The 24,715-nt window shown below is 63.2% G+C and carries 26 protein-coding genes and 1 tRNA gene; 18 read left to right on the top strand and 9 right to left on the bottom strand.

Features of this window, described 5'->3' with window-relative positions; all coding sequences use genetic code 11:
* Nucleotides 1–2: 2 nt before the first annotated feature.
* Nucleotides 3–76: transfer RNA gene (locus tag OKB87_RS12805), tRNA-Cys, on the top strand.
* A gap of 63 nt (nucleotides 77–139) precedes the next feature.
* Here OKB87_RS12805 and OKB87_RS12800 read toward each other — a convergent pair.
* Entirely contained in the window at nucleotides 140–433 is a 294-nt protein-coding gene (locus OKB87_RS12800; protein WP_085735594.1) for a hypothetical protein, read from the bottom strand.
* 214 nt (nucleotides 434–647) lie between these two features.
* On the opposite strand from OKB87_RS12800, the gene OKB87_RS12795 reads away from it, so the two are divergent.
* The 9 genes from OKB87_RS12795 to OKB87_RS12755 all read left to right on the top strand — a co-directional run bounded on the left by OKB87_RS12795 (nucleotide 648) and on the right by OKB87_RS12755 (nucleotide 7,827).
* Nucleotides 648–848: a YbfA family protein gene (locus tag OKB87_RS12795; RefSeq protein WP_011706879.1), complete on the top strand. Its 201-nt coding sequence runs from the start codon at nucleotides 648–650 to the stop codon at nucleotides 846–848.
* Between the two features lie 358 nt (nucleotides 849–1,206).
* The gene (locus tag OKB87_RS12790; RefSeq protein ID WP_016351554.1) at nucleotides 1,207–1,470 is read left to right on the top strand and encodes a BufA1 family periplasmic bufferin-type metallophore; all 264 of its coding nucleotides are present in this window, start codon (nucleotides 1,207–1,209) and stop codon (nucleotides 1,468–1,470) included.
* Nucleotides 1,471–1,541: 71 nt separating this feature from the next.
* Nucleotides 1,542–2,390, top strand: a complete 849-nt coding sequence (gene bufB, locus OKB87_RS12785) for an MNIO family bufferin maturase (RefSeq protein WP_139391590.1) — start codon at nucleotides 1,542–1,544, stop codon at nucleotides 2,388–2,390.
* Entirely contained in the window at nucleotides 2,383–3,138 is a 756-nt protein-coding gene (locus OKB87_RS12780; protein WP_270827659.1) for an HvfC/BufC N-terminal domain-containing protein, read from the top strand. Before bufB ends, OKB87_RS12780 begins: the two co-directional genes overlap by 8 nt.
* A gap of 5 nt (nucleotides 3,139–3,143) precedes the next feature.
* Nucleotides 3,144–3,587 (top strand): DoxX family protein, encoded by a 444-nt coding sequence (locus OKB87_RS12775; protein ID WP_106553085.1) that lies wholly within the window; start codon nucleotides 3,144–3,146, stop codon nucleotides 3,585–3,587.
* Nucleotides 3,588–3,665: 78 nt separating this feature from the next.
* Entirely contained in the window at nucleotides 3,666–4,127 is a 462-nt protein-coding gene (locus OKB87_RS12770; protein ID WP_135319233.1) for a GNAT family N-acetyltransferase, read from the top strand.
* Nucleotides 4,128–4,321: 194 nt separating this feature from the next.
* Nucleotides 4,322–5,617, top strand: a complete 1,296-nt coding sequence (locus OKB87_RS12765; protein WP_270827658.1) for a methyl-accepting chemotaxis protein — start codon at nucleotides 4,322–4,324, stop codon at nucleotides 5,615–5,617.
* A 128-nt stretch (nucleotides 5,618–5,745) separates the two neighbouring features.
* The gene (locus OKB87_RS12760; protein ID WP_270827656.1) at nucleotides 5,746–6,366 is read left to right on the top strand and encodes a DUF3332 domain-containing protein; all 621 of its coding nucleotides are present in this window, start codon (nucleotides 5,746–5,748) and stop codon (nucleotides 6,364–6,366) included.
* 87 nt (nucleotides 6,367–6,453) lie between these two features.
* Nucleotides 6,454–7,827, top strand: a complete 1,374-nt coding sequence (locus tag OKB87_RS12755; RefSeq protein WP_270827655.1) for an HD-GYP domain-containing protein — start codon at nucleotides 6,454–6,456, stop codon at nucleotides 7,825–7,827.
* A 70-nt stretch (nucleotides 7,828–7,897) separates the two neighbouring features.
* On the opposite strand, the gene OKB87_RS12750 is transcribed toward OKB87_RS12755, so the two are convergent.
* From OKB87_RS12750 to OKB87_RS12725, 6 genes are all read right to left on the bottom strand, one after another.
* A complete protein-coding gene (locus OKB87_RS12750; RefSeq protein WP_270827664.1) occupies nucleotides 7,898–8,956 on the bottom strand; it encodes an FUSC family protein in 1,059 nt (352 codons plus the stop codon).
* A gap of 64 nt (nucleotides 8,957–9,020) precedes the next feature.
* The gene (locus OKB87_RS12745; protein WP_270827654.1) at nucleotides 9,021–10,766 is read right to left on the bottom strand and encodes a bifunctional molybdopterin-guanine dinucleotide biosynthesis adaptor protein MobB/molybdopterin molybdotransferase MoeA; all 1,746 of its coding nucleotides are present in this window, start codon (nucleotides 10,764–10,766) and stop codon (nucleotides 9,021–9,023) included.
* The gene (gene mobA, locus OKB87_RS12740; RefSeq protein ID WP_268032397.1) at nucleotides 10,763–11,401 is read right to left on the bottom strand and encodes a molybdenum cofactor guanylyltransferase MobA; all 639 of its coding nucleotides are present in this window, start codon (nucleotides 11,399–11,401) and stop codon (nucleotides 10,763–10,765) included. Before mobA ends, OKB87_RS12745 begins: the two co-directional genes overlap by 4 nt.
* Complete coding sequence (locus OKB87_RS12735) at nucleotides 11,373–12,068, bottom strand: energy-coupling factor ABC transporter ATP-binding protein (protein ID WP_005303221.1); 696 nt, start codon at nucleotides 12,066–12,068, stop codon at nucleotides 11,373–11,375. The genes mobA and OKB87_RS12735 overlap by 29 nt, the downstream gene beginning before the upstream one ends.
* A 115-nt stretch (nucleotides 12,069–12,183) precedes the next feature.
* Nucleotides 12,184–12,885 carry an ABC transporter permease gene (locus OKB87_RS12730; RefSeq protein ID WP_227291026.1) on the bottom strand — a complete coding sequence of 234 codons (702 nt, stop codon included), beginning with the start codon at nucleotides 12,883–12,885 and terminating at the stop codon, nucleotides 12,184–12,186.
* A gap of 67 nt (nucleotides 12,886–12,952) precedes the next feature.
* Nucleotides 12,953–13,795 (bottom strand): substrate-binding domain-containing protein, encoded by an 843-nt coding sequence (locus OKB87_RS12725; protein ID WP_270827652.1) that lies wholly within the window; start codon nucleotides 13,793–13,795, stop codon nucleotides 12,953–12,955.
* A 248-nt stretch (nucleotides 13,796–14,043) separates the two neighbouring features.
* On the opposite strand from OKB87_RS12725, the gene OKB87_RS12720 reads away from it, so the two are divergent.
* Together OKB87_RS12720 and OKB87_RS12715 are read left to right on the top strand one after the other, a co-directional pair.
* The gene (locus tag OKB87_RS12720) at nucleotides 14,044–15,399 is read left to right on the top strand and encodes a sigma-54-dependent transcriptional regulator (protein ID WP_029299487.1); all 1,356 of its coding nucleotides are present in this window, start codon (nucleotides 14,044–14,046) and stop codon (nucleotides 15,397–15,399) included.
* A gap of 31 nt (nucleotides 15,400–15,430) precedes the next feature.
* The gene (locus OKB87_RS12715; RefSeq protein ID WP_270827651.1) at nucleotides 15,431–17,524 is read left to right on the top strand and encodes a sensor histidine kinase; all 2,094 of its coding nucleotides are present in this window, start codon (nucleotides 15,431–15,433) and stop codon (nucleotides 17,522–17,524) included.
* A gap of 167 nt (nucleotides 17,525–17,691) precedes the next feature.
* Here the strand turns inward: OKB87_RS12715 and OKB87_RS12710 are convergent, their stop codons facing one another.
* Both OKB87_RS12710 and OKB87_RS12705 read right to left on the bottom strand, forming a co-directional pair.
* A complete protein-coding gene (locus OKB87_RS12710; RefSeq protein ID WP_024944156.1) occupies nucleotides 17,692–18,558 on the bottom strand; it encodes a helix-turn-helix transcriptional regulator in 867 nt (288 codons plus the stop codon).
* A gap of 89 nt (nucleotides 18,559–18,647) precedes the next feature.
* Nucleotides 18,648–19,505, bottom strand: coding sequence for a formate dehydrogenase accessory sulfurtransferase FdhD (locus OKB87_RS12705; RefSeq protein WP_270827650.1), 858 nt, complete (start codon nucleotides 19,503–19,505; stop codon nucleotides 18,648–18,650).
* Between the two features lie 235 nt (nucleotides 19,506–19,740).
* On the opposite strand from OKB87_RS12705, the gene OKB87_RS12700 reads away from it, so the two are divergent.
* The 6 genes from OKB87_RS12700 (at nucleotide 19,741) to OKB87_RS12675 (ending at nucleotide 24,703) form a co-directional block, all read left to right on the top strand.
* Nucleotides 19,741–20,406 (top strand): hypothetical protein, encoded by a 666-nt coding sequence (locus tag OKB87_RS12700; protein WP_139391600.1) that lies wholly within the window; start codon nucleotides 19,741–19,743, stop codon nucleotides 20,404–20,406.
* A 372-nt stretch (nucleotides 20,407–20,778) separates the two neighbouring features.
* Entirely contained in the window at nucleotides 20,779–21,357 is a 579-nt protein-coding gene (locus OKB87_RS12695) for a DUF3305 domain-containing protein (protein WP_270827649.1), read from the top strand.
* Complete coding sequence (locus OKB87_RS12690; RefSeq protein ID WP_270827648.1) at nucleotides 21,350–21,952, top strand: DUF3306 domain-containing protein; 603 nt, start codon at nucleotides 21,350–21,352, stop codon at nucleotides 21,950–21,952. Before OKB87_RS12695 ends, OKB87_RS12690 begins: the two co-directional genes overlap by 8 nt.
* 104 nt (nucleotides 21,953–22,056) lie before the next feature.
* Nucleotides 22,057–23,799 (top strand): 4Fe-4S dicluster domain-containing protein, encoded by a 1,743-nt coding sequence (locus OKB87_RS12685; RefSeq protein ID WP_270827647.1) that lies wholly within the window; start codon nucleotides 22,057–22,059, stop codon nucleotides 23,797–23,799.
* A 10-nt stretch (nucleotides 23,800–23,809) separates the two neighbouring features.
* A complete protein-coding gene (locus OKB87_RS12680; protein ID WP_270827646.1) occupies nucleotides 23,810–24,430 on the top strand; it encodes a TorD/DmsD family molecular chaperone in 621 nt (206 codons plus the stop codon).
* 69 nt (nucleotides 24,431–24,499) lie between these two features.
* A complete protein-coding gene (locus OKB87_RS12675) occupies nucleotides 24,500–24,703 on the top strand; it encodes a transcriptional initiation protein Tat (protein ID WP_005303194.1) in 204 nt (67 codons plus the stop codon).
* Nucleotides 24,704–24,715 lie beyond the last annotated feature (12 nt).

Below are 24,715 nucleotides of genomic sequence, written 5' to 3'. Positions count from 1 at the left end.
ATGGCGCGTTAGCAAAGCGGTTATGCAGCGGATTGCAAATCCGTTTAGTCCGGTTCGACTCCGGAACGTGCCTCCATCTTCTCCTAGTCTCATCCCATAAAGTATTTTCATCACACCAGCCCGGTGCGGATCACTCTGCTCAATATCCTTGCTGCAACAACAGCTGCTCACAGCCCTGCTGCTGCCACTCCCGTTCCAGATAGCGGTTGACCTGCGTCAGGTCCTGTCCCCGGTATTGAAACTGCACTTCGGCCGAGTGTTCGGTCACATCCATCATCTTCTGTTTCAACTGGCCGCATTGCCACATGCTGACGATCGGTGCTCCCTTGTAGGCCAGCGTGATGCTGTCGGCCTGGTTGAGCTGCCAATCCTGCCATTCCGACCAGAGCAGCAGGCCCAGTATCCCTATGATCGCCATTTCTGCGGGTTTCATCGCACCGACTCCATCTTGAGTGCCAACTCATTAAATCTGGTCGACGGGAGCTGCTTTGCCAGCTTTTGTTGCTTGTAAGTTAATGGATGTAACCCAATTTCACTTTAAGGCTTTTAAGGGATCTTTTTGCAAAAAAATGGGAATCTTGGTGTAGTAATCCTACAAATTGTGGAGTAATCTTTGCTCAGTGGTCTTACCAGTAAGGAGTTCTATCATGTTTCATCCCTATTCCCTGACTCAGATAATTCTTCGTCGCATCTATGTGCTGCTGGTGGGTATGCTGGCCTTCCCCGTGATGCTGTTTCGCAGCGATCGGGCCCGTTTCTACAGCTATCTGCACCGGATCTGGAACAAGACCAGCACCAAGCCGGTATGGCTCAAGATGAGCGAGCGTGGCGAGCGGATCTTCTACTAAGTCAGGTTTCAATTGAAAAAGACAGCTGCGGCTGTCTTTTTTGTCATTAAGTATCGACCGCCGATGCCCGCACGGTGGTATCGTGCCAATCAGACCCCGCCCTCTGGCGGGGTTTTTTATTGCCTGCAACCCGGGGATTGGCGGCGGCAGGGTGGCGCAGTGCACATTTTCATGGCGAAAGAACATTTGAAAGGGGAATGGAATAACCCTTTAAAAACAATATTTTGCCAATTGTGTTTTTTATAGATGTGTCGATTTTGCATTTTTTTTGAAATCAATTCGTCGGCGCTCCGGTTCTATGGAGGGCATCCGGTCGTGACCGATCGGGCACACCACACACAATCAGAAGGAACAGAGAATGAACGTTAAAAAGAGCACTGCCATTGCCTCCGCCATGACCGGTCTGCTGGCCCTCGGCGCCCAGTTCGTCGCCGCCCCGGCCATGGCGGCTGATGAGAAGGAGAAGTGCTACGGGGTGGTGAAGGCGAGCAAGAACGATTGCGCGACCAAGACCAGCTCCTGTGCCGGTACCGCCAAGATGGATGCCCAGGGTGACGCCTTCGTAGTGGTGCCAAAGGGGCTGTGCGAGAAGCTGGCAGGCGGCTCGCTGCAACCCAAGTAAGGCTGGGTGCCACGGTGTTGCCTTAGGGGCACCGTGGCCTTCTTTTGGCTGGTTTTCAGCGAGGCTTTGCGATGAACCCCTTGATTGGTATTGGATTGCGCACGCCCCATTACGACGAGATATTGCGCACCCTGCCGGCGGTTGGCTGGCTGGAGGTGCACAGCGAAAATTACTTTGAACGTCACAGCCGGGGTTTTCAGGTGCTGAGCGAGCTGGCCCGGCACTATCCCGTCAGCCTGCACGGTGTTGGCATGTCGCTGGGCTCGGCCGATGCACTCGACCTTGATCACCTCGCCAGCCTCTCGGCGCTGGCCCGCGCCATCAAACCGGTGCGCATTTCGGAGCACCTCAGCTGGGGCAGCATTGGGGGGCGCCACTTCAACGATCTGCTGCCGGTCCCTTATACCCGGGAGAGCCTGCTCAACATGAGCGACAAGATCATGCAGGTGCAGGAGGCGCTCGGCTGCCGGCTGCTGATCGAGAACCCCTCTTCATACCTGCAACTGGCGGGGGAGATGCCGGAGTGGGAGTTTCTGGCGGAGCTGCAGCGGCGCAGCGACTGCGCCATCCTGCTCGATCTCAACAACCTCTACGTCAGTGCCTTCAACCACGGCTTTGCATGCCGCGACTATCTTGCTGCCATCGACATCGCCACGGTGGGTGAAATTCACCTGGCCGGTTTTACCGATCAGTCCCTGCCGCAGGGGCACCTCTATATCGATACCCACAGCGCGCCGGTGAGCGAACCGGTGTGGGCCCTCTATGAGGAGATCTGCCGCCAGCGCGCCATTCCCACCCTGATCGAGTGGGACCTCGAGATACCGCCGCTCCCCGTGCTGTTGGCGGAGGCCGAGCGCGCGAGCGCCATGCTGGACGCCGCCATGGCCGCTGATCTTGTGCCGGAGGCCGCCCATGTCTGAACTGGCTCGCCGGCAGCAGCAGTTTGCCGAGGGGCTGCTTGGCCAGAGCGAGGCCATCCTGCCCCACATCCACTCCCGTCTCTTTACGGCGGATGCCGTGCTGCAGGTTTATCGCAACCACTTCATCCTGAGCCTTGGCGAGGTGCTGGCGGGCAGCTACCCGGCCGTCAAAGCCTTGGTGGGGGAGGCGTTTTTCGACGCTGCGGCGCGCGGCTTCGTGCTGGCAGAGCCGCTCTGCGAAGGGAGCGTGATGCATTACGGCGCCGGCTTTGGCGAGTGGCTTGCCCGGCTGCCGACCACCGCAAATCTGCCCTGGCTGGGGGAGCTGGCCCGCTTCGAGTGGGCACTGGAGCGCACCAGTTTGCTGGCTGCCGAGGGACGCCACTGGCCGGCCGAGCGGGTAGCCGCCCTGTCGCCAGCAGCCTGGCAGACGCTGGTGCTGATCCCGGCCTGCGATCTGTCTCTGTTTGACAGCCCGCGCCCGGTTGATGCCCTCTGGCAGATGGCTCTGCACGAAGGCGAGACAGTGCAGGATCTGGCGGCTCCCGCCTGGCTCGTCCTCAAGAAACAGCCCGATTGCCGGGTGTTGCCGCTGAGCCTGAACGAAGGAGAGTGGCGCCTGCTGGATGGCTGTCGCCAGGGCATTTCCCTGTCGGCCCTGCTGGCGCGGGACTCGCAGGCTGCAGAGTCTCTGTCCCGCCTCGTCACCCTGGGCCTGTTGGTCGATGTGACCTCAATGCTGGAGTAAATTCGATGACAAATCACAAGTGGACACTGATGCAACCGGTGGGCCCCACCGTTCCCTGGTGGCTGAGCGGTGCCCTGTTGCTGCTGGCCAGATGTTGGGTGGCGGCGGCCTTCTTTCGTTCCGGCTGGCTCAAGCTGAGCGCCTGGGACAGCACCCTCTATCTGTTCGAGTTCGAGTATCAGGTGCCCCTGCTGCCCTGGCAGTGGGCGGCCTGGCTTGGCACGGCCACCGAGCTGCTGCTGCCGGTGTTGCTGCTGGTCGGGCTCTTTACCCGGCCGGTCGCCGCCCTGTTGTTTGCCTTCAACATGGTGGCGGTGATCTCCTATCCCACCCTCTGGGCCGGCGGTTTTTACGATCACCAGCTGTGGGGCTGGATGCTGCTGACCCTGGTCGTCTGGGGCGCGGGGCCGCTGGCCTGGGACCAGTGGCGCCTTGCCAGGCGGGCGTGAAGTCTCCACACTGGCGCTTTGTTCAGGCGCCCGCGGGGGGCCTATTCACCTCAACGAGCGTCACAAGGAGAAGCGCCGATGATCATCCGTCAGGCAACGCAGGCAGACATTCCCGCGCTGGTGACCCTGCGCATGGCACTGTTTTGCGAGGTGGGGGAGCTGAGCGAACCGCTGGCTGACCTCGATCTCTGGCAGGCAACCAGCCGCTACTTCAGCACGGCGCAGGCCGAGGAGAGCGCCCGCTCCTGGGTGGCGGAAGTGGATGGCGAGGTGGTGGCGAGTGCGACCCTGGCCCTCTTCGTGCGCCCGCCCTATCCCGGCAACCTGGCGGGGAAGGAGGGCTATCTGCTCAACATGTATACCCTGCCGGCCCACCGCCGGCAGGGGTTGGCGGGCGCCCTGCTGGATCAGATGGCGGATTATGCCAGAGCGCAGCAACTGGGCCGGGTCTGGCTGCATGCCAGCGACGAGGGGCGCCCGCTCTATGAGCGGATCGGTTTTGTGGCCAATCCCGCTTATCTGGAGTGGCAGCCCGGGTGATCCCTCGCCGGACCTTGCACGTATCAGGCGCAGGCTGCACTGCGAGCCCCTCGTCGGCTGTGGCAAAATATCGGCCGAATTCTGATCGCACCCCGGTGCTCTACTAAGATCAGCCTCAACAGGCTTGTGCCGGTTCACCCTAGCGCCGAGTCTTGTGCCCGTATCCACCTTGTCAGTACAGAGGTATGACATCCATGTTCAACAACAAGCTGAAGGCGCAGTTGCAGGCCTGCCAGGCACAGCTGGCCGAATCCCAGGGCTTCGTGGAGGCGGTCAAGGAAGGAATCGCGACCATCATGTTCACCCCGGATGGCGAGATCCTGGAGGCCAACCAGCCATTCTTGAACCTGATGGGTTACAGCGCGATGGAGTTGCAGGGGCAGCACCACCGGATGTTTTGCAGCCAGGAGCTGACCCGTTCTGCCGATTACCAGCAGTTCTGGGCCCAGCTCAAGCAGGGCCGGGTCAAGTCCGGCATCTTCTCGCGCCTCAACAAGCGGGGCGAGGTGCTCTGGCTGGAGGCGAGCTACTTCCCGGTCAAGTCGCAGGGGCGGGTGACTCAGGTGATCAAGATCGCCAGCGACGTCACCGCCAAGCATCAGCAATTGCTGCGTCAGGAAGCGGTCACCAAGGCGCTGGAACGTTCGCTGGCGATGATCGAGTTCACCCCGAATGGCGACATCATCTCGGCCAACGCCAACTTCCTGAGCTGTGTCGGATATACCTTGAGCGATCTCAAGGGACGCAATCACCGCATGTTCTGCGATGACGCCTTCTATGAGGAGCACCCCCGCTTCTGGGAGGAGCTGGCTCAGGGCCAGTTCAAGTCCGGGCTCTTCTTGCGGCGCAACAGCCACGGCGAGGCGATCTGGCTGGAGGCCACCTACAACCCGATCCGGGACGAGAGCGGCAAGGTGAGCCGGGTCATCAAGTTTGCCAGCGACATCACCGAGCGGGTCACCAAGAGCCACGCGGTGCGCGATGCCGCCCAAGTGGCTCATGCCACGGCGCAGGAGACCCTGCGCAGTGCCGAGCAGGGGGCGGATCTGCTGCGCTCTGTGGTGGACACCTCGTCGCTCATCAGCGAGCAGGTTGACAAGACCATACTGCTCATCAACCAGCTCAACGAGCAGTCCAAAAACATCGAGGCCATCGTCTCCACCATCAGCAGCATCGCCGATCAGACCAATCTACTTGCCCTCAATGCGGCCATCGAGGCGGCCCGGGCCGGGGATCAGGGGCGCGGTTTCGCAGTGGTGGCCGATGAGGTACGCCAGCTGGCGGCGCGTACGTCGCTCTCTACCGACGAGATAGCCAAGGTGGTGCAGAAGAACCGTGAGCTGACCGCTAGGGTGACCGATGACATGGCCAGGGTGGCCGGCAGCGCCGAGCTCGGCAAGCAGCAGATCGACAAGGTCAACGAGGTGATGGCGGAGATCCGGGAGGAGGCCAACAACGTCTCGGCGACCGTCTCCAGCCTCTCCATCTGATACCGGTCAGGGTGCCTGTCTCGCCAGAAACGGGCTGTCACCCTGACCGTTATTTCGACAGGCTGTATGAATGGTGAGCAGTCGATATCCCAGTCTGAACCCCCGCTGTATCGCTCCCTGCTTGTGAATTGCCCGCTGGCGGCGGCCTGTTTAGGCTTGCCGCCTCATTATTTCTGGAGCAAGCGAAGACGATGGCAATGAGAAGAAAGGGCAGGGCACTGGCGCTGCTGGCGGGCATGGTGGCAAGCGTGGGGCTGAGCGGCTGCATGGGGCAGATGGGGCTCTCCTCCATGGTGACCAAGGGCAACCTCAGCGTGGTGGACAACCGTTACGGTCGGGCCGGGGTCTTCGTCCTGCTCTCGCCGGTCTACGGCCTGGCGGCCACCGCCGATCTGTTCGTGTTCAACACCATCGAATTCTGGTCTGGCAAGAACCCCATCACCGGCAAGTCGCCTGCGCTGGTGGATCAGAAGCTGGATGCCCTGATCAAGGTCAATCAGCACCTGGACCCGTCCCTCAACAAGGTGCCGCTGGCCATGCTGCCGCAAGGGGTGCGCGAGGTGGAGGTGAGCTACCCGGACGAGCGCACCGCCCAGATGGAGGTGCACTACCTGGACGGGCGCAGCAGCCTGATGCGTGGCGAAAAGCGCGGCGAGCTGCTGGACATCTATTTCGACGGCCGGCTGGTGTCGACCCTGACGCCGGCCCAGCTGGAAGAAAAAGCCCGGACTGGCAGCGCCGAGGCGTAAATTCATCTGAATCCAGATCTATTCCTCTCTGGATAAGGTATACCTAGTCAGCAGGCAAGATCGCCATGATGTCCAAGGGAGCAGGCTATGACGGTGAATGGATTGCGGTTGGCAGAGTTGATTGGTTCCCTCAGTCATGCACTCGACATGACCGAGGGGCAACCAAGAGGGCACTGCATTCGCTGTTGCTGGATAGGTTCCCGGCTGGCCGAACGGTTGGCGCTGGATGCCCGGCAGCGCCATGATCTCTATTACATGCTGCTGCTCAAGGATCTGGGGTGCAGCAGCAATGCGGCCCGTATCTGCGAGCTCTATCTCACCGACGATCTTCACTTCAAACGCGACTTCAAGCTGGTGGATGGCTCCCTCTCCGAGGTGGTCAACTTCGTGCTGGGCCATACCGGCCTGCAGGCGGACCTGCTGGGGCGTTTTCGCAGCCTGTTTCACATCTTTCGCAACGGCGATCAGATAGCCAACGAATTGATCCAGACCCGTTGTCATCGGGGGGCGGACATTGCTCGCCAGTTGCGGTTCAGTGAAGAAGTCGCCGCCGGCATCCTCTCTCTGGACGAGCACTGGAACGGCAAAGGTCGACCGTTGCAACTGGCCGGTGACGCGATTCCGCTCTTCTCCCGTATTGCCCTGCTCTGCCAGGTGGTGGATGTGTTTCACGCCGCAGCTGGCCCGGATGCAGCCCTCAAAGAGCTGCGCGAGCGCAGCGGCAGCTGGTTTGATCCTCAATTGGTTAGCGAGTTTGAGGCGTTGGCGGATGACGACTTCTGGCAAGGACTGGCGGATCCCAGGTTGGCTGAGTGGGTGTTCGTTCACCCGGCCGGGCAGGGGGAAGTCGCTCTGGATGAAGACTATCTGGATGAGATCGCGGCGGCGTTCGGCCAGGTGGTGGACTCCAAAAGTCCCTACACCGCCGGTCATAGTGGCCGGGTGGCGCTCTATACCGACATCCTCGCCACCCAGATGGGCTTGTCCGAGCAGCGACGACGCTGGCTCAAGCGCGGCGCTCTGCTCCACGACGTGGGTAAGCTGGGGGTGAGCAACGCCATTCTCGACAAGCCGGGCAAGCTGGATGCGCAGGAGTGGGCCGCCGTGCAGATGCATGCCGCCTATACCGAGGAGATCCTGAGTCGCATCGGGGCGTTCGAGGAGCTGGCGCAAGTGGCGGGGGCGCATCATGAGCGCCTCGATGGCAAGGGTTACCCCAAAGGATTGAAAGGGGACGAGATAGCCTTGGAGACCCGCATCATCACCACGGCCGACATTTTTGATGCCATCACGGCCAAACGGCCCTATCGAGGCGCCATCCCGGTGCCCCAGGCGCTGGAGATGATGGCTGAGACGCTGGGGTCGGCCATTGATCCGGACTGCTTTACTGCCCTGCAGGCGGGGATCCAGGATTTTTCCCTCTACCTCCCGCTCGAGCAGCCGCTGGCAAACGCCAGTTAATGTTGGCGCCATATCGGGCCTCAAGTCATTGGCCTTTTAACGACAACGCCCCGCTTTGCGGGGCGTTTTGTTATGGGTGGCTCTGACTGCGGGGCGGGTGCATCACCAGGCCCAGCAGCCGGCGCAGGTGGATGAGCTGCTCGGTGAGCTGCAGGTTGAGCCACAGATAGCCGCTGATGGCGGCTTCGCCGCCGGCGTCGATGCGCACCCGGCCGGCCGCCTCCTGCAAACGGCTGATGGCCAGCTCCGAGCCCTGCAGCTCGCCGCTCTTGAGCATCAGCGCCAGCTCGCTCATCAGCGCCTCGGTCGCCTGCTGGCAGGCGCGCAGCTCCGGGGTGCTCTGCATCAAAAAGTGGCTCTGGCGATCGCGCCAGTAGGTGTTGGCCAGCATCTCCAGGGTGCAGAAGGTGTTGCGCATGGTGGTCTGGATCGCTTCGAACAGGGCGCTGCCAAGGCGAGTCTCCTTGACCGCCGGGGTCAGCAGGGGGCGCAGACTCACCATCTTGGAGAGCAATCTGGCGTGGCTGTGGGCGAGCCGTGGCCGTTCCAGCACGTTGGGGGAGAGGTGGGTATGATAGAGCCGCTGGGCCTGCTGCAGGGTGTCGTGCATCTGCAGCCGCCAGTGGCTGTAGGCGCGCTGGGGATAGATGCTGCAAAACAGCAGCGCCAGCAATGAGCCCAGGATCACGTCGGCACTGCGCCACAGGGCGGTTTCGATGTCGCCGGGCATGGCCCCCATGGTGACGCCGAGGGTGATGCCGATGAGCAGCCCCACGTAAGGGCGCTTGCCGAGTGCCAGATAGCCGCACAGAAACATGATGCAGCCGCACCACAGCAGCATCAGCGGCAGGGAGTAGAGCTCGAGATAGAGCGCCACCACCCCGCAGCTGGCGCCGAAGATGGTGCCGACCACCCGCTGCAGGGCGCGCGACAGCACATTGCCCCAGAACGAGATGGGGCCCATCACCACCACCAGGGTGATGAGGGGCCAGGTGCTTTCCGGCAGCTTGAGCTCGCGGGTCAGCAGAAAGGTGAGCATGAAGGCGAGCGCGATGCGCAGGCCGTGGACGATGCGGTAGTGACCGTAGATCAACAGATCGAGTCGGGAGAGGGGGGCATTCAGGCGCAAGGGACAAGCCTCGGATTTCATGGGGGCAGCCACCCCGCCACGCCCGGCGGGGTGGACACCGGTATCAGGCCACTCGTCCCTGGAGTGGGTGGATCCAGACCCGCTCGCCGACCGCGATGGCTGGCTGGGCGGGGACGATTTCAATCAGGCAGTTGGCATCGCTCATGGAGCTGAGGATGCCGGAGCCCTGCGGCCCGGTGGTGCGAACCCGCAGCACGCCACTGGCATCCTGATGGAAGATGCCGCGCAGGAACTCGGTGCGTCCCGGCCGGCTCTTCATCTGCTGCTCGGCCAGCGCCGACAGGCGCAGCGGCTGCCACACCCGGCCCTGCAGGCGGGCGATGGCGGGCTCGACGAATTGCAGGAAGCAGATCATGGCCGCCACCGGGTTGCCGGGCAGGCCGAAGAAGGGGGTCTGCCCCAGCTTGCCGAAGGCGAGCGGACGGCCCGGCCGCATCTGGATGCGCCAGAAGGCGATCTGGCCAAGCTCGGCGAGCACCTGCTTGATGAAGTCGGCATTGCCCACCGACACCCCGCCCGAGCTCAGCACCAGGTCTGCGTCGGCCGCGGCCTGTGCCAGCTGTTGGCGCAGGATGACGGGATCATCGGGGATGATGCCAAGGTCCATCACCTCGCAGCCGGCCCCGGCGATGAGGGCCATCAGGGTGAAGCGGTTGCTGTCGAAGATGTGGCCGGGGGCGAGCGTCTCGCCCGGTGCCTGCACCTCGTCGCCGGTACTGAACAGCGCCACCTTGAGCGGTGCGCGCACCGTCAGCGTTGCCTGCCCCAGAGAAGCAGCAAGCCCGAGCTGAGGGGCGCCGAGGCGGGTGCCGGCTGGGATAGCGACCGCGCCCAGCGCCAGATCTTCCCCGGCCTGGCGCACGTTCTGCCCCGCCTTGACGGGGGCGCTGACGCTGACCCACTCACCGTCAAGCTGGGTCTCTTCGCGCATCACCACGGTGTCGACGCCGGGGGGGAGCGGGGCGCCGGTCATGATCTGCACCGCCTGTCCCGCCAGCACCGGCTCGCTGCGCGGCTGGCCCGCCAGCACTTCTCCCACCAGCTGCCAGCGGCCGGCGGCGAGATCGTCGCTACGCAGGCCAATGCCGTCCATCGCCGAGTTGGCGTGGGGCGGCACATTGATGGGGCTGACGAGATCCCCCGCCAGCACGGCGCCGTGGCAGCGGGCGAGCGGCAGGTCGATGCTGCGGGTGGTGGGCTCGAGAGTGTCGAGGATGGCCTGGCGCGCCCCCTCGACCGACAGGAAACCGGCCCCCGGTGCCTGCTCCTGCTGCCGGCTCTGCGCCAGGTAGGCACAGACGAAGTCGGCGATGGCCTCCAGATCATTGATGTCGAGCCGGGGCAGGGTGGTCTGCTGGGGCTGATCGCTGGCCACGGCGATGATGTCGCGATCACTCGGGAACAGCAGCGGCTTGCCGATGGCGGCGCGGTGCAGCTCGATTTTCGGGAAGTGCTCGTGCTTGAACCCTTCCACCAGCAGCAGGTCGAGGCTGCGCTGATCGAAGCTGGCCAGCAGCTCGCGAAAATCGGCCTCACCCAGATCGGTCTCAACGATGCGGGCGTGACGGCGGCGGGAGGCCACCATCATCTGGCTGGCGCCGGCCTGACGCAGGCGGTGGCTGTCTTTGCCCGGCTGGTCGATGTCAAAGTCGTGGTGGGCGTGCTTGAGCACCCCGAGGCGCAGGCCGCGGCTCACCAGCAGGGGGATGAGCTGCTCGAGCAAGGTGGTCTTGCCGGTGCCGCTCCAGGCGGCAAAGCCGAGCAGGGGCAGGGTGGGGGCCGGGGTCATGAGGTGGCTCCTTGTCCGGTCGCGGTGTCTGGCAGGCGCGCCTCGTAGGCGGCCAGCTCGTCCGGGCTGTTGAGATTGATGAAGGCATCCGGCTGGTCGGCAAAGCTCACCACCGCCATCTGGTGGCGGGCAAACCAGATATCGATTTTGCGCTCTCCCTCGGCCAGCGCGGCGGACAGGGAGGGGAGCAGGGATTTGTGCAGCAGGGCCACCACGGGTTGCAGCCAGTCGCCGTCGTGGGCTACCACCAGCTCGGTCGCCGGGGTCAGGGCGGCGCGAAAGCGCGCCATCAGATCGCGGGGCAGGGCGGGGCCGTCACAGGGCACGAACAGTACCCAGTCGTGACGGGCGGCGGCAAGGCCTGCCTGCATGCCCGCCAGCGGGCCGAGATAGTCGGGGTTGTCGTCGCCGATGACCGGGGCCAACGCCTGGTAGCGGGCCTGGCTGCGGTTGGCGTTGATCAGGATCTCGTCCACCTGGGGCCTCAGTCGGTCAAGCACGTGGTCGATGAGCGGGCGGCCCGCCAACTCGACCCAGCCCTTGTCGGCACCCCCCATGCGGGTGGCACGGCCGCCGGCCAGCACCACGGCGGAGACGGGAAAGCGGTCAGTACGAGGTTCGCTGTTTGAGGTCATGTCGCTCGATGATTTTCAAAGGAGTGGGTTCATGCAGCCGGCCCCGGGCGAGGGTCCATTGCCGCTCGCACAGGTCGGTCAGATCGTTGCTCTGGTGGCTGATGATGACCAGGCCGCTGCCCTGTTCCCGCAGATCTTGCGCCATGGCGGCCATCAGGGCAACCGAATGTGCATCCAGATTGGCGGTGGGCTCGTCCATCAGCAAAAAGGCGGGCTGCAGTGCCCAGGCGCGGGCCATGGCCAGCCGCTGGCGTTCGCCGCCAGACAAAATGCTGATGTGCTCGCGTGCCAGGCTCTCCAGTTCGACCCGGCGCAGCGCCTCGAACACCCGCACCTCGTCGGCGGCGCGATGGCCGAGGGCCCAGGCCACGTTGTCGTGCACGCTGCGATCAAACAGGTAGGGGGTCTGGTGTAGGTAGGTGACCCGGCCTGGCCCCGGATCGCGCTTGAGCCACTGGCCGAGCTTGCCACGCCAGCCAGAGGGGAGGTTGGTGTGGCCCCGGGTCGGGGTGAGCAGGCCGGCCAGGATCTTGAGCAATGTGGTCTTGCCCACCCCGTTCGCGCCGCGCAGCCAGATGGCGTCGCCGGCCGCGATGGAGAGCTGCTCAATCTGGAACAGGTCGCGCTCGCCAAAGCGCATCATCAGCTGGTGGGCGGTCAGGGCCATGGCGTACTCCGGTGGATGGACGGTGGGGGCATGGTCGGTTCTTCACATAACCGTGACCGCGACAGCGGTGGGGTCCGCAGCATTTGGTTATGGATAATCGTGCGCTGCGCCATGGTCAGTTCTTCAGATAGCTGTGACCACGGCACGCGGTCAGCAACAGGTTGAGCAGCAGGGCCAGGGCCAGCAGCACTATGCCGAGCGCCACCCCCTGGGTGAAGGCCCCTTTCTGGGTCTCCAGCGCGATGGCGGTGGGGATGTTGCGGGTGAAGTGCAAAATGTTGCCCCCCACCATCATGGAGCAGCCCACCTCGGTGACGATGCGGCTGAAGGCGCCGATCACCGCCGCCAGCAGGCCGAAGCGGCACTCGCGCATCAGCCCGAGCAGCGCCCTGGGCCAGGAGAGCCCCAGGGTGCGGGCGGTCTCCCAGGCGCGCCGATCGCTCTGCACGAACGCGGCGTGGGCCATGGTGGCGATCACCGGAAAGGCGATCAGCATCTGCCCCACCACCATGGCCTGCTGGGTGAACAGCATCTTCCAGTCGCCGAAGGGGCCGGCCCGCGATAGCAGCATGTAGAGCAAGAGGCCAATCACCACGGTCGGTACCGACTGCAGGGTATTGATGCAGGAGAGCCAGAGCCAGCGCGCCGGGATCGGCAGATAGGCCAGCGCGAAGCCGAGCAGCAGGGCCGGCAGCAGCACCAGCCCGAGCGCGAGGCCCGACACCGAGAAGGAGACCCCCACCACCTGCCACAGCTCGCTGTCACCGCTGAACAGCAGCGCCAGGGCCGCCAGTGTGGTTTCGATCAGGGTCGGCACCGGGCGCCTCCGTCACTCAAGGTGGCGAGGGGCGCCAGGGGCAGGTCGAGCAGGGTCGGCCGTGACATCACTGCGGCTTGGCGTCGGCCACGAACAGCGCCTGGCCGGCCACCTTGAAGTCACCGATCAGCTGCTGACCATGCTGGGAGACCAGCCAGTTCTTCAGGGTGCGGGCCCCTTCGGTGTTGAGATCCGGGTAGCGCTTGGGGTTGACCAGGATCACCTGATAGGGGTTGAACAACCGCTTGTCCCCCTCCAGCAGCACGGCGAGATCCAGCTTGCTCTGGTAGGCGAGCCAGGTGCCGCGGTCGGTCAGGGTGTAGGCCCCCAGCTCCGAAGCCATGGTCAGGGTCGGCCCCATGCCCTGGCCGATGGACTTGTAGCCGGCGAACTCGGGCTTGACGTCGGCCGCCTGCCACAGGGTCTTCTCCTTGATGTGGGTGCCGGACTCGTCCCCGCGGGAGATAAAGGTCTGCCCCTTCTCCTTGATGGCTTCCAGCGCCTTGGCGGCGTCGTGCAGCTTGCCAAGACCGGCCGGATCTTTCGCCGGGCCGACGATGACGAAGTCGTTGTACATCAGGTGCTCCGGTTCGATGCCAAAGCCCGCCTCGACGAAGGCCTTCTCGGCAGAGGGGGCATGGGTCATCACCAGATCCGCGTCGCCGTTCTCGCCCATCTTCAGGCTCTGGCCGGTACCGGCCGCCATCACCTGCACCGGGTAGCCGGTCTCCTTGGTGAATTGGGGCAGCAGCCAGCCCAGCAGGCCGGACTGTTCGGTGCTGGTGGTGGTGGCGAGGCGGATGGGCGCCTTGGTCTCGGCATGGCTGGCAGCGCTCCAGAGCGGCAGGCTGAGCAGCAGGGCGGAGGAGAGGGCAAGGGCGAGGCGTTTGCGCACTGTGGCTGTGATCATGATGTCAGGGTTCCCGGTGATGGAGAGAGGGCAGGACTAAGCAAGCAGGGTGCCAAGCTGACCGCATGCCTTGTTCGGCCCGGTTTTTAATGTGAAAACAGTCGGTTAAGCGCACTAATTGCGTGATGGCACCGTCGCTTTTAATAAACGGAGTTGGCACTTGGGGCCGGTTAGCGACAAAATGTCCCACAGTTTATAAGGTCGGTGGGACAATCCCGGAACCTTGTCGAATCTGAGGTACTTTTTTCATGACTGCACCCGCCAGCCGCTGGTCCGCCCTCTCCTTGCTCATCGTCGACGACGAACCCGGCATGCGCAGCTTCCTCGCCAAGGCGCTGGCTCGCCGCTTCGCCCAGATAGAGACGGCCGCCAGCGTGGAGGAGGCCGAAGCCCTGCGCTGCCGCCTGCATTTTGATCTCATCATCGCCGACATCCGCCTGCCGGGGCGCTCCGGTATCGAGTGGCACGAGGCCATCGACCCCGCCACCCGACGCAGCGACATCATCTTCATGACCGGTTTCGGCGACATGGAGACCGCCCTCAAGGCGCTGCGGCTCGGCGCCAGCGACTTCATTCTCAAACCCTTCAACCTGGATCAGATGGTGCAGGCGGTGGATCGGGTCATCGAGCGTCGCCAGATGGAGCGGGAGAACCTGCTGCTGCGCCGGGAGGTGAGCAAGCTGTTCCCGCCCACCCTGATCGGCGACAGCGCCAAGACCCGCGAGCTTAAAACCCTGATCGCCCGGGTCGCCCCCTCCAACGCCGCCGTGCTGGTGGAGGGGGAGTCCGGCACTGGCAAGGAGCTGGTGGCCCGCGCCCTGCACCAGCTCTCGGGCCGGATGGGGGCCTTCGTGCCGCTCAACTGCGCCTCCATCGCTCCCGAGCTGCTGGAAAGCGAGCTGTTCGGCCACGTGCAGGGGGCCTTTACCGGCGCCCGCAAGGGGCGCGACGGCCTGTTCCGGGTCGCCCACCAGGGCACGCTGTTTCTGGACGAGATCGGCGAGATGCCGCTCGCCATGCAGGCCTCCCTGCTGCGGGCGCTGGAGCAAAAAGCCATCCGCCCGGTCGGCGCCGAGCGGGAGCTTTCGGTGGACGTGCGCATCGTCGCCGCCACCAACCGCAACCTGAAGGCGGAGGTGGAGGCGGGCCGTTTTCGTGAAGACCTCTTCTATCGCCTCAACGTGGTGGCGCTGCCGGTGGCCCCCCTGCGCGAGCGGATCGACGACATCCCCGCCCTGGTGCACCATTTCACCCGCCAGCTCACCGCCGAGATGGGCATGGGTGCCCTGCACTGGACCCACGAGGATGTAGTGGCCATGCAGGCCTACCCTTGGCCCGGCAACGTGCGCGAGCTGCGCAACCTCATCGAGCGCTGCCTGCTGCTGGGCAAGCCGCCCGCAGAATACTGGCAGAGCGCCAAGCCGGCTGAGTCGGCACGGGGCGAGGAGGGCTATCCGCTGGAGTGGGCGCTGGCCGAGGTGGAGAAGGCCCACATCCTGCAGGTGGTGGCGAGCCATGATGGCAACAAGTCGGCCGCCTCCCGGGTGCTCGGGGTGGCGCGCAAGACCCTGGAGCGCAAGTTCAAGGAGTGGGCCATCGAATGAGCCGGCTCGCCCGTTGCCGCCGGAGTGAGTCATGAGGCTGGCGCAGATCCCGGGGTTGCTCAGAACCAAGGTGCGCTGGCGGCTGCTGCTGCTCACCTCGGTGCCCATCATGCTGACCCTGGCCGGCATGATAGGGCTCACCCTCTACTGGACCCTCACCTACAGCTGGCAGAACCTGCTCACCACGGTGCGCAGCGACCTGGGCGTCGCCCACCACGCGGTGAGCGTGCAGCAGCAGCGCCAGGCCGAGCACCTCGAACACCTGCGCGATGCCTGGGCCTTCCAGCTGCAACTGCGCGAATCTCCCGCCCGCTTGCGCCAATGGGTGATGCCGCTGGCCGCCAACTATGGCCTCGATTTTTTGCGCCTGCGCAGCGGCAGCGAGCTGGATCTGCTGCCAGCGCAGGATCGTGCGGCCCTCGCCGCCGGGCGCAGCATCAGCCACTTCGTGGTCTGGTCGCGGGAGCAACTGCTGGCGCTCTCGCCGGCGCTGGCCAGCCGCGCCGTGCTGGAGCGGGAATATGATCCGGTGGCGGGGCAGGAGACCCGCGGCCTGGTCAGCCTCTCGCTGACCCCGGTGATGGGGCGGGACGGCAGCCTCTGGGGCGTGCTGGAGGGGGGCGAGCTCATCAACGGCAGCACCCGGCTGGTGGACGAGCTCAAGGGCCAGGTGTTTGCCAAGAACACCCTGCCGGCCGGCAGCATCGGCACCGTCACCCTGTTTCTCGGCGATCTGCGGGTGAGCACCAACGTGCCCGCAAGCAGCAGTCGCCAGCTGGGGCGGGCGGTGGGCACCCGGGTGTCGGCGCCGGTGCGCGAGCAGGTGCTGGGGCGCGGTGAGCTCTGGATTGATCGCGCCTTCGTCCACGATGCCTGGTATGTGTCGGGCTACGAGCCGCTCTTGGGCGCGAATGGCGAGCGCATCGGCATGCTCTACGTCGGTTTTCTCGAGTGGCCCATCATCCGCACCTACCTCACCAACCTGCTGGAGCTGGGCTCCGGCGTGGTGGTGTTGCTGTTGCTCTCCGGCCTGCTGGTCTATCGCGGCGCGCGGGACTTGTTCACCCCCATCGAACGGATGCACAAGGTGGTGCGCCAGGTGCAGGCGGGTCAACCGGCCCGCATCGGCGTGCTGGCCCTCGACCCCGATCACGAGCTGGCCCAGCTCGGTCGCCAGTTCGACGCCATGCTGGATCAGCAGGCGGCGCACCAGCAGCAGCTGGCCCGCAGCGCCGACGAGCTGGAGCAGAAGGTGGCCGAGCGTACCCAGAGCCTTGAGCAGAAGACCGCCGAGCTCGAGCACCACATCCACATGCTGACCCAGGCCCGCCAGCAGCTGCTGATCAGCGAGAAGCTGGCGGCCCTCGGCGAGCTCTGCGCCGGGGTGGCCCACGAGATCAACAACCCGCTGGCGGTGATCCTCGGCAATGTGGAGCTGATGAAGCTGGAGCTGGGGGAGGCGGCCGCGCCGGTCAGCGAAGAGCTGGCGCTGGTGCTGGCCCAGATCGAGCGCATTCGCGCCATCACCCGCAGCCTGTTGCAATATTCCCGTCCCGGCGACTACGAGACGGCGCCGGTGTGGCAGCACCTCACCCCCATCATCGAGGAGAGCCTGACCCTGGTGCGCTCCGCCCTGCGCCAGCAGCAAGTGAACCTGGTGGCCGATCTCAGGGCCCAGCAGCCCATCGAGGCGGATCGCCAGCAGCTGCTGCAGGTGCTGATCAACTTGCTGGTCAACGCCAGCCATGCGCTGGGGGAGCAGGGGGAGATCCGGGTCGAGAGCCGCGACTGGCTGGATGACGCCGGCCAGTTGCAAGGGGCCGAGGTGCGGGTCATCGACAATGGCAGCGGCATCGAGGCGGCCATCATCGACAAGATCTTCGACCCCTTCTTCACCACCCGCGCCACCGGCACTGGGCTGGGGCTGGCCCTGAGCCACCGCATCATCAGCCGCTGGGGCGGGGAGCTGCTGGTGGATTCAACCCCGGGGCAGGGCAGCTGCTTTACCATCCGCCTGCGCAGCCACGCCCGGCTGGCCAGCGGCGGCGAGCGCGACCGGCTGGAGGGGTGGCGCATCGCCCTCAACGCCGAGGGGCGTGATGCCGGTGGTGATCACCCGTCTTAACCACGCCAGTCACAAAAAAGCCTGCCAATCCAATTGATTTGAAGGGCGTGCATTGCCCTCAATGAGGAGGGGCGTGAGGCCGGTGACGACAAGCTGTCTTAACCACTTCAGGCACAAAAAAGCCCGCCAATACTGGCGGGCTTTTTTACAGGCGAGTGAGGGGATACTTACTGCGGACTCCACACCAGCTTGCCGCTCTGGGTCAGGTCATAGCCGCCGAGGCGGGCCGCCAGCTCGCGCCCCTCGGGGGATTGCAGCCAGCCGATCAGCTGCTGCAGCAGGGTGCGAAAGAAGACCCCCTGCGGCATCACCAGATCGAAGCACTCCTGGGAGAGCGGCATGAAGTCGAGGCCGAACTCGGTGGCGGTGCTCTGGGCGCCGGGCCCGACATCGGCATCGCCGCGGCTGATGGCGGCGGCCAGCTCCCGCTCGCTGTTGACCTCGATAGTGCGCTCCAGCCGGGTCAGCGACTCCCCCTGGGTTTGCAGCCACTCCTGCAGGGCGCGCTGGCTGCCGGCCCCCTCCTGGCGCATGGCCCAGCGCCAGTCGAGCGCCTGTCTCGCCTCTTTCGGTTGCAAGCCCCGGCGCAGCACCAGCCCCTGCACCCGCCGAAATCCATGAACGATCACCCATTGCCGGTGGCCCTGATATTGCTGCACCAGCGCCGGATGGCGCAGGTGGGCCTCCTCGGCCTGCCCCCAGTGGATGGCGCACAGATCCACATGGCCGCGCGCCAGCATTGCCAACCCCTGCCTTGTGCCGCACGGGGTGTAACCCACCAGTGCCTGGGTGCCGAGCTGCTGGGCCAAACGACTGCTGGCGTAGTGGAGCAACACGTCGTCCGAGCCCGCCAGCAGCAGGCGGTCGTTCATCACCCCCTCGTGGCAACTGCCGAGCAGCCAGCGATCGAGCAGGGAGCGTGGAAACAGCCACTTGCCGGTCGCCTTGGTGGCTGGGATGCGCGCCTCGTTGGCGAGCTGGTAGACCTTCTTCTCGTTGAGATCGAGGTATTCGGCCACCTGCTTCACATTCATAAACTCGTTCATGGCTTGCGTTTGGCCCTCTGGCTGGTCTGATCGAGATACAGGGCGATCTGCTGGGTACTCATCAACTCGTTCATGACTTAATCCCGCATCCCGCGACCGGTTGAACCGGGCGCCAGCACCGGCGGCTTCTCGTCCAGCACGATATGGTCGTGGCCGCTGAATACCTCGAAGTGGCGCCCCTTGGCGCGGGCGATCATGGTGATGCCGAGCTGACGGGCGAGATCCAGCCCCATCTGGGTGACGCCGGAGCGCGACAGCAGCACCGGAATGCCCATCTGCGCCACCTTGATCACCATCTCCGAGGTGAGTCGCCCGGTGGTGTAGAAGATCTTGTCGTGGCCAGCCTCGCCGCGCATCCAGAGCTCGCCCGCCAGGGTATCCACCGCATTGTGGCGCCCCACATCCTCGACAAAGGAGAGGATTTCGGCGCCGCGACAGATGGCGCAGCCATGCACAGCGCCCGCCATCTTGTAGGTTTCGTTATGGGCCGACAGCGCCTTGAGCAGGGCGTAGAGGGTGCTCTGTTTAAGCTCGGGCGCTGCCAAGACCACCCCTTCGAGCTTCTTCATCACGCTGCCATACATGGTGCCCTGACCGCAGCCGGAGGTGACCGTCTTCTTCTCCAGCGACTTGTCGAGATCTTCGGCCTGCTGGCTGCTCACCACGGCGGCGGCCTCGCTCTCCCAGTCGACAATCACCGACTCGATGGCCGTAATATCCTCGACAAAGCCCTGATTTTTCAGATAACCCAGCACCAGCGCCTCGGGGCGGGCCCCCAGCGTCATCAGGGTTACGATCTCCTTCCAGTTGAGGTAGACCGTCAGTGGCCGCTCGCAGGCGATTTGGCGGGTTTGCAACTGCCCCTGCTCATCCATCACCTCGACGGCCATGGTGAGCTGGGCTGCTGCATTGCTTTTGATAAAGGTCGGTGTCATGGGCCCCTCGCGACCGGTTGCCGGGATCTAAGGGGAGGGATACAGCAAGTTTTGTTCCAGATTGTTAAAAGAAAATTATCGTTGTAGGTAAACATATTGTGTTTTGCAAAAAGCGATCAAAATATCACTTTTTATTGGGTTCTGTATGAGTTCGTATGATAAAGTTTATTCATTAGGTATAAATATTTAATTTGTTTGTGTTTGATTTTACAAAAGCAAGGGTGATAGGTTCGTAATGTTAAGCGAAAATTTATTGAGTTATAGGAAGAGGATTGATGAAGATACAGGCTTACAGAGTAAAAGGAAACTATTGGTTTTACTATCTGTTTTGATGTTAGCCATTGACTTTACTGGTGCGACATTCAAAGAAGCAAATACATTTATATTTAAAATTGAATTTGAAAATCAGTCTGGCTTGAATGTTTTTTTACTTTTATCGGTTGTGTACCTTCTAATTCGTTACTACGCATATGCACATAGTTATCATGAAGAGCTTTACAATCTATGGTCTGGTCGAATGCTTGAAGACCGAAATGTGTTTTACTATGACGTTGTTATGGAAGATGTGCGTGGTTTATTAGGGCCTGCTGTGGAGTTTTCTGGGAGCGATGAGCCTGGTATACAAGAATCTAAGTATTACGTATCTGGAATATTTAAAAGGGCACTAATATTCCCCTCCTATCACATAGATGAAGATGGCGAGACACATCAATTTGAAGAGTTGATTAAATTAACAAAGTTTAATGATAAATGGACGCGTAAAAAATATATTAAGTTACTTTCATATGAATTAAAATATCAATCTTCAGCATTTTTTAAGTATCGAGAGAATTTGGATCTTATTGGCCCATATGTGATTGGAAGTTTGGCGATTATGCTGACTTTATGGAAAATGCTATAGGTTACTGCGGCGAGCATCTCGTATGTTGGGATGAATTGTAGGTTGGTGCTGAACGAAGTGAAGCCCAACGTTTACCACAGAATATTTCAAAAGCAATAATCGGATAATTTGGTGTTATTCGATTATTGCCATCCCTTTTGATTAGGCTCTGGCGGATTGGTTTTACGCGGCATGTTGGGCTTCGCTGCGCTCTGCACCAACCTACGCTCGCGCCAACCTGCATCAAAGCCCCCATCGGCCACCAGACCGGCCTTGGCCCCACTCTTGCTATGTCTTATCCCATTGATGGCCGTGGCCGCCATAAATCTCCTGCCTTGATCCGCCCCGACCGAGGTGGATTACGGGGAAGGGCGGCCCGGCAGAGACCTTCTGATGGGAGCCGTGACAGTGCAAGAGACAACCAAACCCCTCTCCCCGCAGCGCTGGCTGCAACTGGAGTTAAAGGCCATCGACAGCCAGGTTGGCCGCTGGCAGAGCCGCCGTTTCGAGATTGCGGCGCTCCATCCCGCCGAGCCCGAGGCTGCCGGCGCCTTGCCCCTTACCCTGTTTCGCGACGAGCGGGGGGATTATCGCTTCAATTTGAGCTCCGGCTCGCCCCGCCTCTTTGTCACCGGAAGCCGCGTGGACAATGGCTTTGTGGCCGATGGCCTCACCCTGAGTCAGACCGTGGCCGCCGCCTATATGGATGGCGAGCGGCAGGTGCTCTCCTGCCCGCTGCCCGAAGCGCTGCAAGCCTGGGTGGAGGCCTTTATCGGTCGTCACGGCGAGCTGCTGGAGGCCCGCCGCAAGGGCAAGAAGGGCAAGGGACGGGCGCAGGATCAGCTGGGCCTCGATACGGCTGTAGCGACATCAAGAGATACGTTAGATCAAGCCAGTTGCGGCGCCGTCAAGGCCACCGGCCCCGATGGCCGCGAGCGTGGCAGCGACAGCGGAAATCGCGCCCATGAGTGAGTTCCTCAAACGCTGGTCGTCTCGCAAGAGTGAGGCGCGCAAGCATCAGGTATTGCAGCCGAGGGAAGAGGCCACCCCCGAGGTGGTTGCAGCCCCAGTAGAAGGCAGTGGCGAAGGTGAAATGCCAGATATTGCGCTGGATAGCCCCGTAGTCAGCACTGACAAGGGGAGTAGTGAAACCCTTGCCGTTGAGGGGGCAGGGAGTAGCGAGCCGCTGCTGAAAACGGCCCAGCCGGGCAAGGCCAAACTCCCCGACAGGGAGGCGCTGCGGGCCATGTTTCGCAGCCACAAGCCGGATGGGCTTGACGACTACACCCAGGATTTCAGCCGACCCGAATTGCTGCCCGCAGCCCTGAGCGCCGGGCTGCGCAACTGGCTGGTGGAGCAGGCGACGGCGCCCGATGGGGAAGCCCCTCACTCAACCGCTGCCGCACCCGAACCGGCGACGGTGGCCGTCACGGTCATAACCAGTGAACCGCAAGGGTTGGCTGATAACCATTCTCAAACCCACACCGACGATCGGGACATTTTGGTTGACCATGATGGACAAAATGTCCCAACCAAGGGTGGGGGAATGGAGCATTTGGGATCCTGACTCCCTACCAGTCACTTTTTTCCTGGGGGAGTTGGCTCGGCTCTTGCTCTCCCAGCTGACCAACAAGCGCGCCATCCCACGAGGTGGCGCGCACAGGAGTGCATGTGAGCATCGAACAACCCATAACAACATCCGTCGCAACTCTAACCGCCGATGGCGTGGCCGCGCGCAACGAACGTGCTCGCGCCTATGCCCTGCAGCATACGGTCAAGACCGACAACCTGATCCCGGCCACTGTCTCTTACCAGAGTCAGGGGAGTCTGCTGCTGGTCGGCCCGGAAGACAGCATTCGCCGCGCCGCCAGCCTGCTGCCCCAAAGCGTGATGCCGACCCTGCTGGTGACCGAGTCGGTGCATGACGCCGAGGCTGCGGATCTCGAGGCCATCTTCGAGGCTACCGCCGCCCTGGATGCCCTGACCCTGCGCGAGCCGAGCCTGACAGGGTATCTCGGCCAGTTTCAGCTCACCGGCCTTAACGGTCAGGGTGAGCGGGTTAACCTGGCTGCGCTCTGTTTTCCACAACAAGCGACTGCTGTCAGTGAACAGCTACGCGAACCGCGCTTCGATCTGGTGGCCGATCTGGGTACGACCCAGCTGTTTGCGCTGGAGCGCCCGCCGGTGGGATATCTGCATCTCTTTGATGACGATGGGCTGGCCGAACGGCTCGCCGAACTTTGTGCGCTGACCGGCATCTTCGACAAGCCGCGCTATTTTCGCTTAGACCCCGAGGCCTGCGCCTTTACCGCCCGCGGTGTGCCCGGTTGCAGCCGCTGTCTCGATGTCTGCCCGACCGATGCGCTCAAGCCCGTCAATGGTCGCATCCAGATCGATCCCCATCTCTGTCAGGGCTTTGGCAGCTGTGCCTCGGCCTGTCCGACCGGGGCGATTGCCTATCACCAGCCCGATGCCAACACCAGCGGCGACTACTTGTTCCGATTGCTCAAGCACTACCGGGAGGCGGGTGGCGAAGCGCCTCAGTTGCTGATCGCTGGTGAAAGCGAGCGCGAATGGGTGGAGGCCGAACTCATCCGCTTGCCCGCCAGCTGGCTGCCGGTCTGGGTGGAGGAGAGCGCGAGTTTGGGCATCGAGAGCTGGCTGGCCGCACTGGCCTATGGCGCCAGCGCGGTGCGCATTGCGCTCGGTGACGATGCCCCCGCCAGCGTCCGCGCGCTGGTGGAACGGGAGCTGGCGAGCGCCGCTGTGCTCTTGGCCGGCGCCGGTCTTGCTGCCGATCGCATCGCCCTGTTTAACCCGGATGCCGAACAAGATAAGCCGCTCTCCTGTGAGCCGGCCCTTGCTCTGCTGGAGAAGCCGCTCAAAGGAGACAAACGGGAGAATCTGTTTGCCGCCTTCGACGCCCTCTGGCAAGCCAACAATGGCGGCCGCGAGCCGCTGGTTGTGCCCCACGGCGCCCCTTACGGCAGCGTGGAGCTCAAAGACGCTGACTGCACCCTCTGCATGGGTTGCGTGGCGGTCTGCCCGAGCCGCGCCCTGCATGCGGTGGGCCATGTCCCCGGCCTCAACTTTATCGAGCAGGATTGCATCCAGTGCGGCATGTGCGAAAAGGCGTGCCCCGAGCAGGCCATCGTGCTGATGCCCCGCCTGCAACCGGTGCCCGAGGCGCGCCGCGCCGTGCAGAGCCTCAAAGCCGAAGAGGCGGCCTGCTGCATTCGCTGCGGCAAGCCGTTCGCGCCGGCCTCTCTTATCCGCCGCATCCAGCAAAAACTGGCCGGTCACTCCCACTTTCAGAACGAAGCCGCCCAGCGGCTGCTGATGTGCGAGGACTGCCGGGTCAAGGATGTGTTTGCGGCGCTGGCGGCGGATCCCGTCTCCCAGCTCAAGGTGTGAGGGGGCTCTGATGACTGAACAACGCAATGACTACCCGGAGGCGCCGGCAATGACCGACCTGGATCGCAATAGCGCCGACATGTACGCCCTGCTGGCGAGCCTCTGGCGCGCCGCCCCCCGAGGCGAACAGCTCGCCTGGCTGCAAGGGTTGCAGGCCATGCCCGGCTCCTTTGCCAGAGGGCTGGGGCTGGTGCAACTGGCGGCCAGCAGCCACCACGAAAACGAGCTTGCCGAGGAGTATCAGGATCTCTTTATCGGGCTGGGGCGCGGGGAGATCGTGCCGTTTGCCTCCTGGTATCTCACAGGCTCCCTGATGGAGCTGCCACTGGCGGTACTGCGCGCAGATCTGCAGTCGCTCGGTTTCGAGCGCCAGAGCGGAGTGTGCGAGCCGGAAGATCACCTGGCTGCCCTCTGTGAGGTGATGGCGGTGTTGATTGCCGAGCAGCACCCGGAGCGTAACCGCTTCTATGAACGCCACCTTGCCCCCTGGGTACTCGCCTGCTGCCGCGATCAGCAACAAGCGAAAGGGGGCAGCTTCTACCGGGCGGTCGGGGCGCTTGCCGAAGATTTCTTCAAGCTGGAAAACGAATTGCGCCTGCCCTTTGGCAGCCCGGTGGTGACGCAACCATGACGCTGCGCCACCCACTCATAGCAAAACCGGCTCACCGCAGCCGACCATAACAACAGAGGTCACAGAAAGATGAGCGATGAACAGCTGAAAGACCCGTCCCGCCGCAATCTGATCAAGGGGGTGGGGGTGGTTGCCACCATAGGCGTACTGGCCGGTGCCACTGGCCGGGTGGTGGGCAAGGAGGTACTGACCCACGACACTGAACCCGACAAGGGCTATCGGGAGACCCCCCACGTTCACGACTTTTATCGCACCCTGCGCGGCACCGACTGAGCCGGCTCAGTG

This window comes from Aeromonas sp. Y318-1 (genome assembly GCF_027706125.1).
GTDB classification, from domain to species: Bacteria; Pseudomonadota; Gammaproteobacteria; order Enterobacterales; family Aeromonadaceae; genus Aeromonas; species Aeromonas hydrophila.
This window is presented reverse-complemented; position numbering and strand designations above follow the sequence as displayed.

What these genes read in the sequence shown, in the direction of transcription:
- OKB87_RS12800 (WP_085735594.1), bottom strand. Translation starts at nt 433, where the DNA reads ATGAAACCCGCAGAAATGGCGATCATAGGGATACTGGGCCTGCTGCTC.
- OKB87_RS12795 (WP_011706879.1), top strand. Translation starts at nt 648, where the DNA reads ATGTTTCATCCCTATTCCCTGACTCAGATAATTCTTCGTCGCATCTAT.
- OKB87_RS12790 (WP_016351554.1), top strand. Translation starts at nt 1,207, where the DNA reads ATGAACGTTAAAAAGAGCACTGCCATTGCCTCCGCCATGACCGGTCTG.
- bufB (WP_139391590.1), top strand. Translation starts at nt 1,542, where the DNA reads ATGAACCCCTTGATTGGTATTGGATTGCGCACGCCCCATTACGACGAG.
- OKB87_RS12780 (WP_270827659.1), top strand. Translation starts at nt 2,383, where the DNA reads ATGTCTGAACTGGCTCGCCGGCAGCAGCAGTTTGCCGAGGGGCTGCTT.
- OKB87_RS12775 (WP_106553085.1), top strand. Translation starts at nt 3,144, where the DNA reads ATGACAAATCACAAGTGGACACTGATGCAACCGGTGGGCCCCACCGTT.
- OKB87_RS12770 (WP_135319233.1), top strand. Translation starts at nt 3,666, where the DNA reads ATGATCATCCGTCAGGCAACGCAGGCAGACATTCCCGCGCTGGTGACC.
- OKB87_RS12765 (WP_270827658.1), top strand. Translation starts at nt 4,322, where the DNA reads ATGTTCAACAACAAGCTGAAGGCGCAGTTGCAGGCCTGCCAGGCACAG.
- OKB87_RS12755 (WP_270827655.1), top strand. Translation starts at nt 6,454, where the DNA reads ATGACGGTGAATGGATTGCGGTTGGCAGAGTTGATTGGTTCCCTCAGT.
- OKB87_RS12745 (WP_270827654.1), bottom strand. Translation starts at nt 10,766, where the DNA reads ATGACCCCGGCCCCCACCCTGCCCCTGCTCGGCTTTGCCGCCTGGAGC.
- mobA (WP_268032397.1), bottom strand. Translation starts at nt 11,401, where the DNA reads ATGACCTCAAACAGCGAACCTCGTACTGACCGCTTTCCCGTCTCCGCC.
- OKB87_RS12735 (WP_005303221.1), bottom strand. Translation starts at nt 12,068, where the DNA reads ATGGCCCTGACCGCCCACCAGCTGATGATGCGCTTTGGCGAGCGCGAC.
- OKB87_RS12725 (WP_270827652.1), bottom strand. Translation starts at nt 13,795, where the DNA reads ATGATCACAGCCACAGTGCGCAAACGCCTCGCCCTTGCCCTCTCCTCC.
- OKB87_RS12720 (WP_029299487.1), top strand. Translation starts at nt 14,044, where the DNA reads ATGACTGCACCCGCCAGCCGCTGGTCCGCCCTCTCCTTGCTCATCGTC.
- OKB87_RS12715 (WP_270827651.1), top strand. Translation starts at nt 15,431, where the DNA reads ATGAGGCTGGCGCAGATCCCGGGGTTGCTCAGAACCAAGGTGCGCTGG.
- OKB87_RS12710 (WP_024944156.1), bottom strand. Translation starts at nt 18,558, where the DNA reads ATGAATGTGAAGCAGGTGGCCGAATACCTCGATCTCAACGAGAAGAAG.
- OKB87_RS12705 (WP_270827650.1), bottom strand. Translation starts at nt 19,505, where the DNA reads ATGACACCGACCTTTATCAAAAGCAATGCAGCAGCCCAGCTCACCATG.
- OKB87_RS12700 (WP_139391600.1), top strand. Translation starts at nt 19,741, where the DNA reads ATGTTAAGCGAAAATTTATTGAGTTATAGGAAGAGGATTGATGAAGAT.
- OKB87_RS12695 (WP_270827649.1), top strand. Translation starts at nt 20,779, where the DNA reads ATGGGAGCCGTGACAGTGCAAGAGACAACCAAACCCCTCTCCCCGCAG.
- OKB87_RS12690 (WP_270827648.1), top strand. Translation starts at nt 21,350, where the DNA reads ATGAGTGAGTTCCTCAAACGCTGGTCGTCTCGCAAGAGTGAGGCGCGC.
- OKB87_RS12680 (WP_270827646.1), top strand. Translation starts at nt 23,810, where the DNA reads ATGACTGAACAACGCAATGACTACCCGGAGGCGCCGGCAATGACCGAC.
- OKB87_RS12675 (WP_005303194.1), top strand. Translation starts at nt 24,500, where the DNA reads ATGAGCGATGAACAGCTGAAAGACCCGTCCCGCCGCAATCTGATCAAG.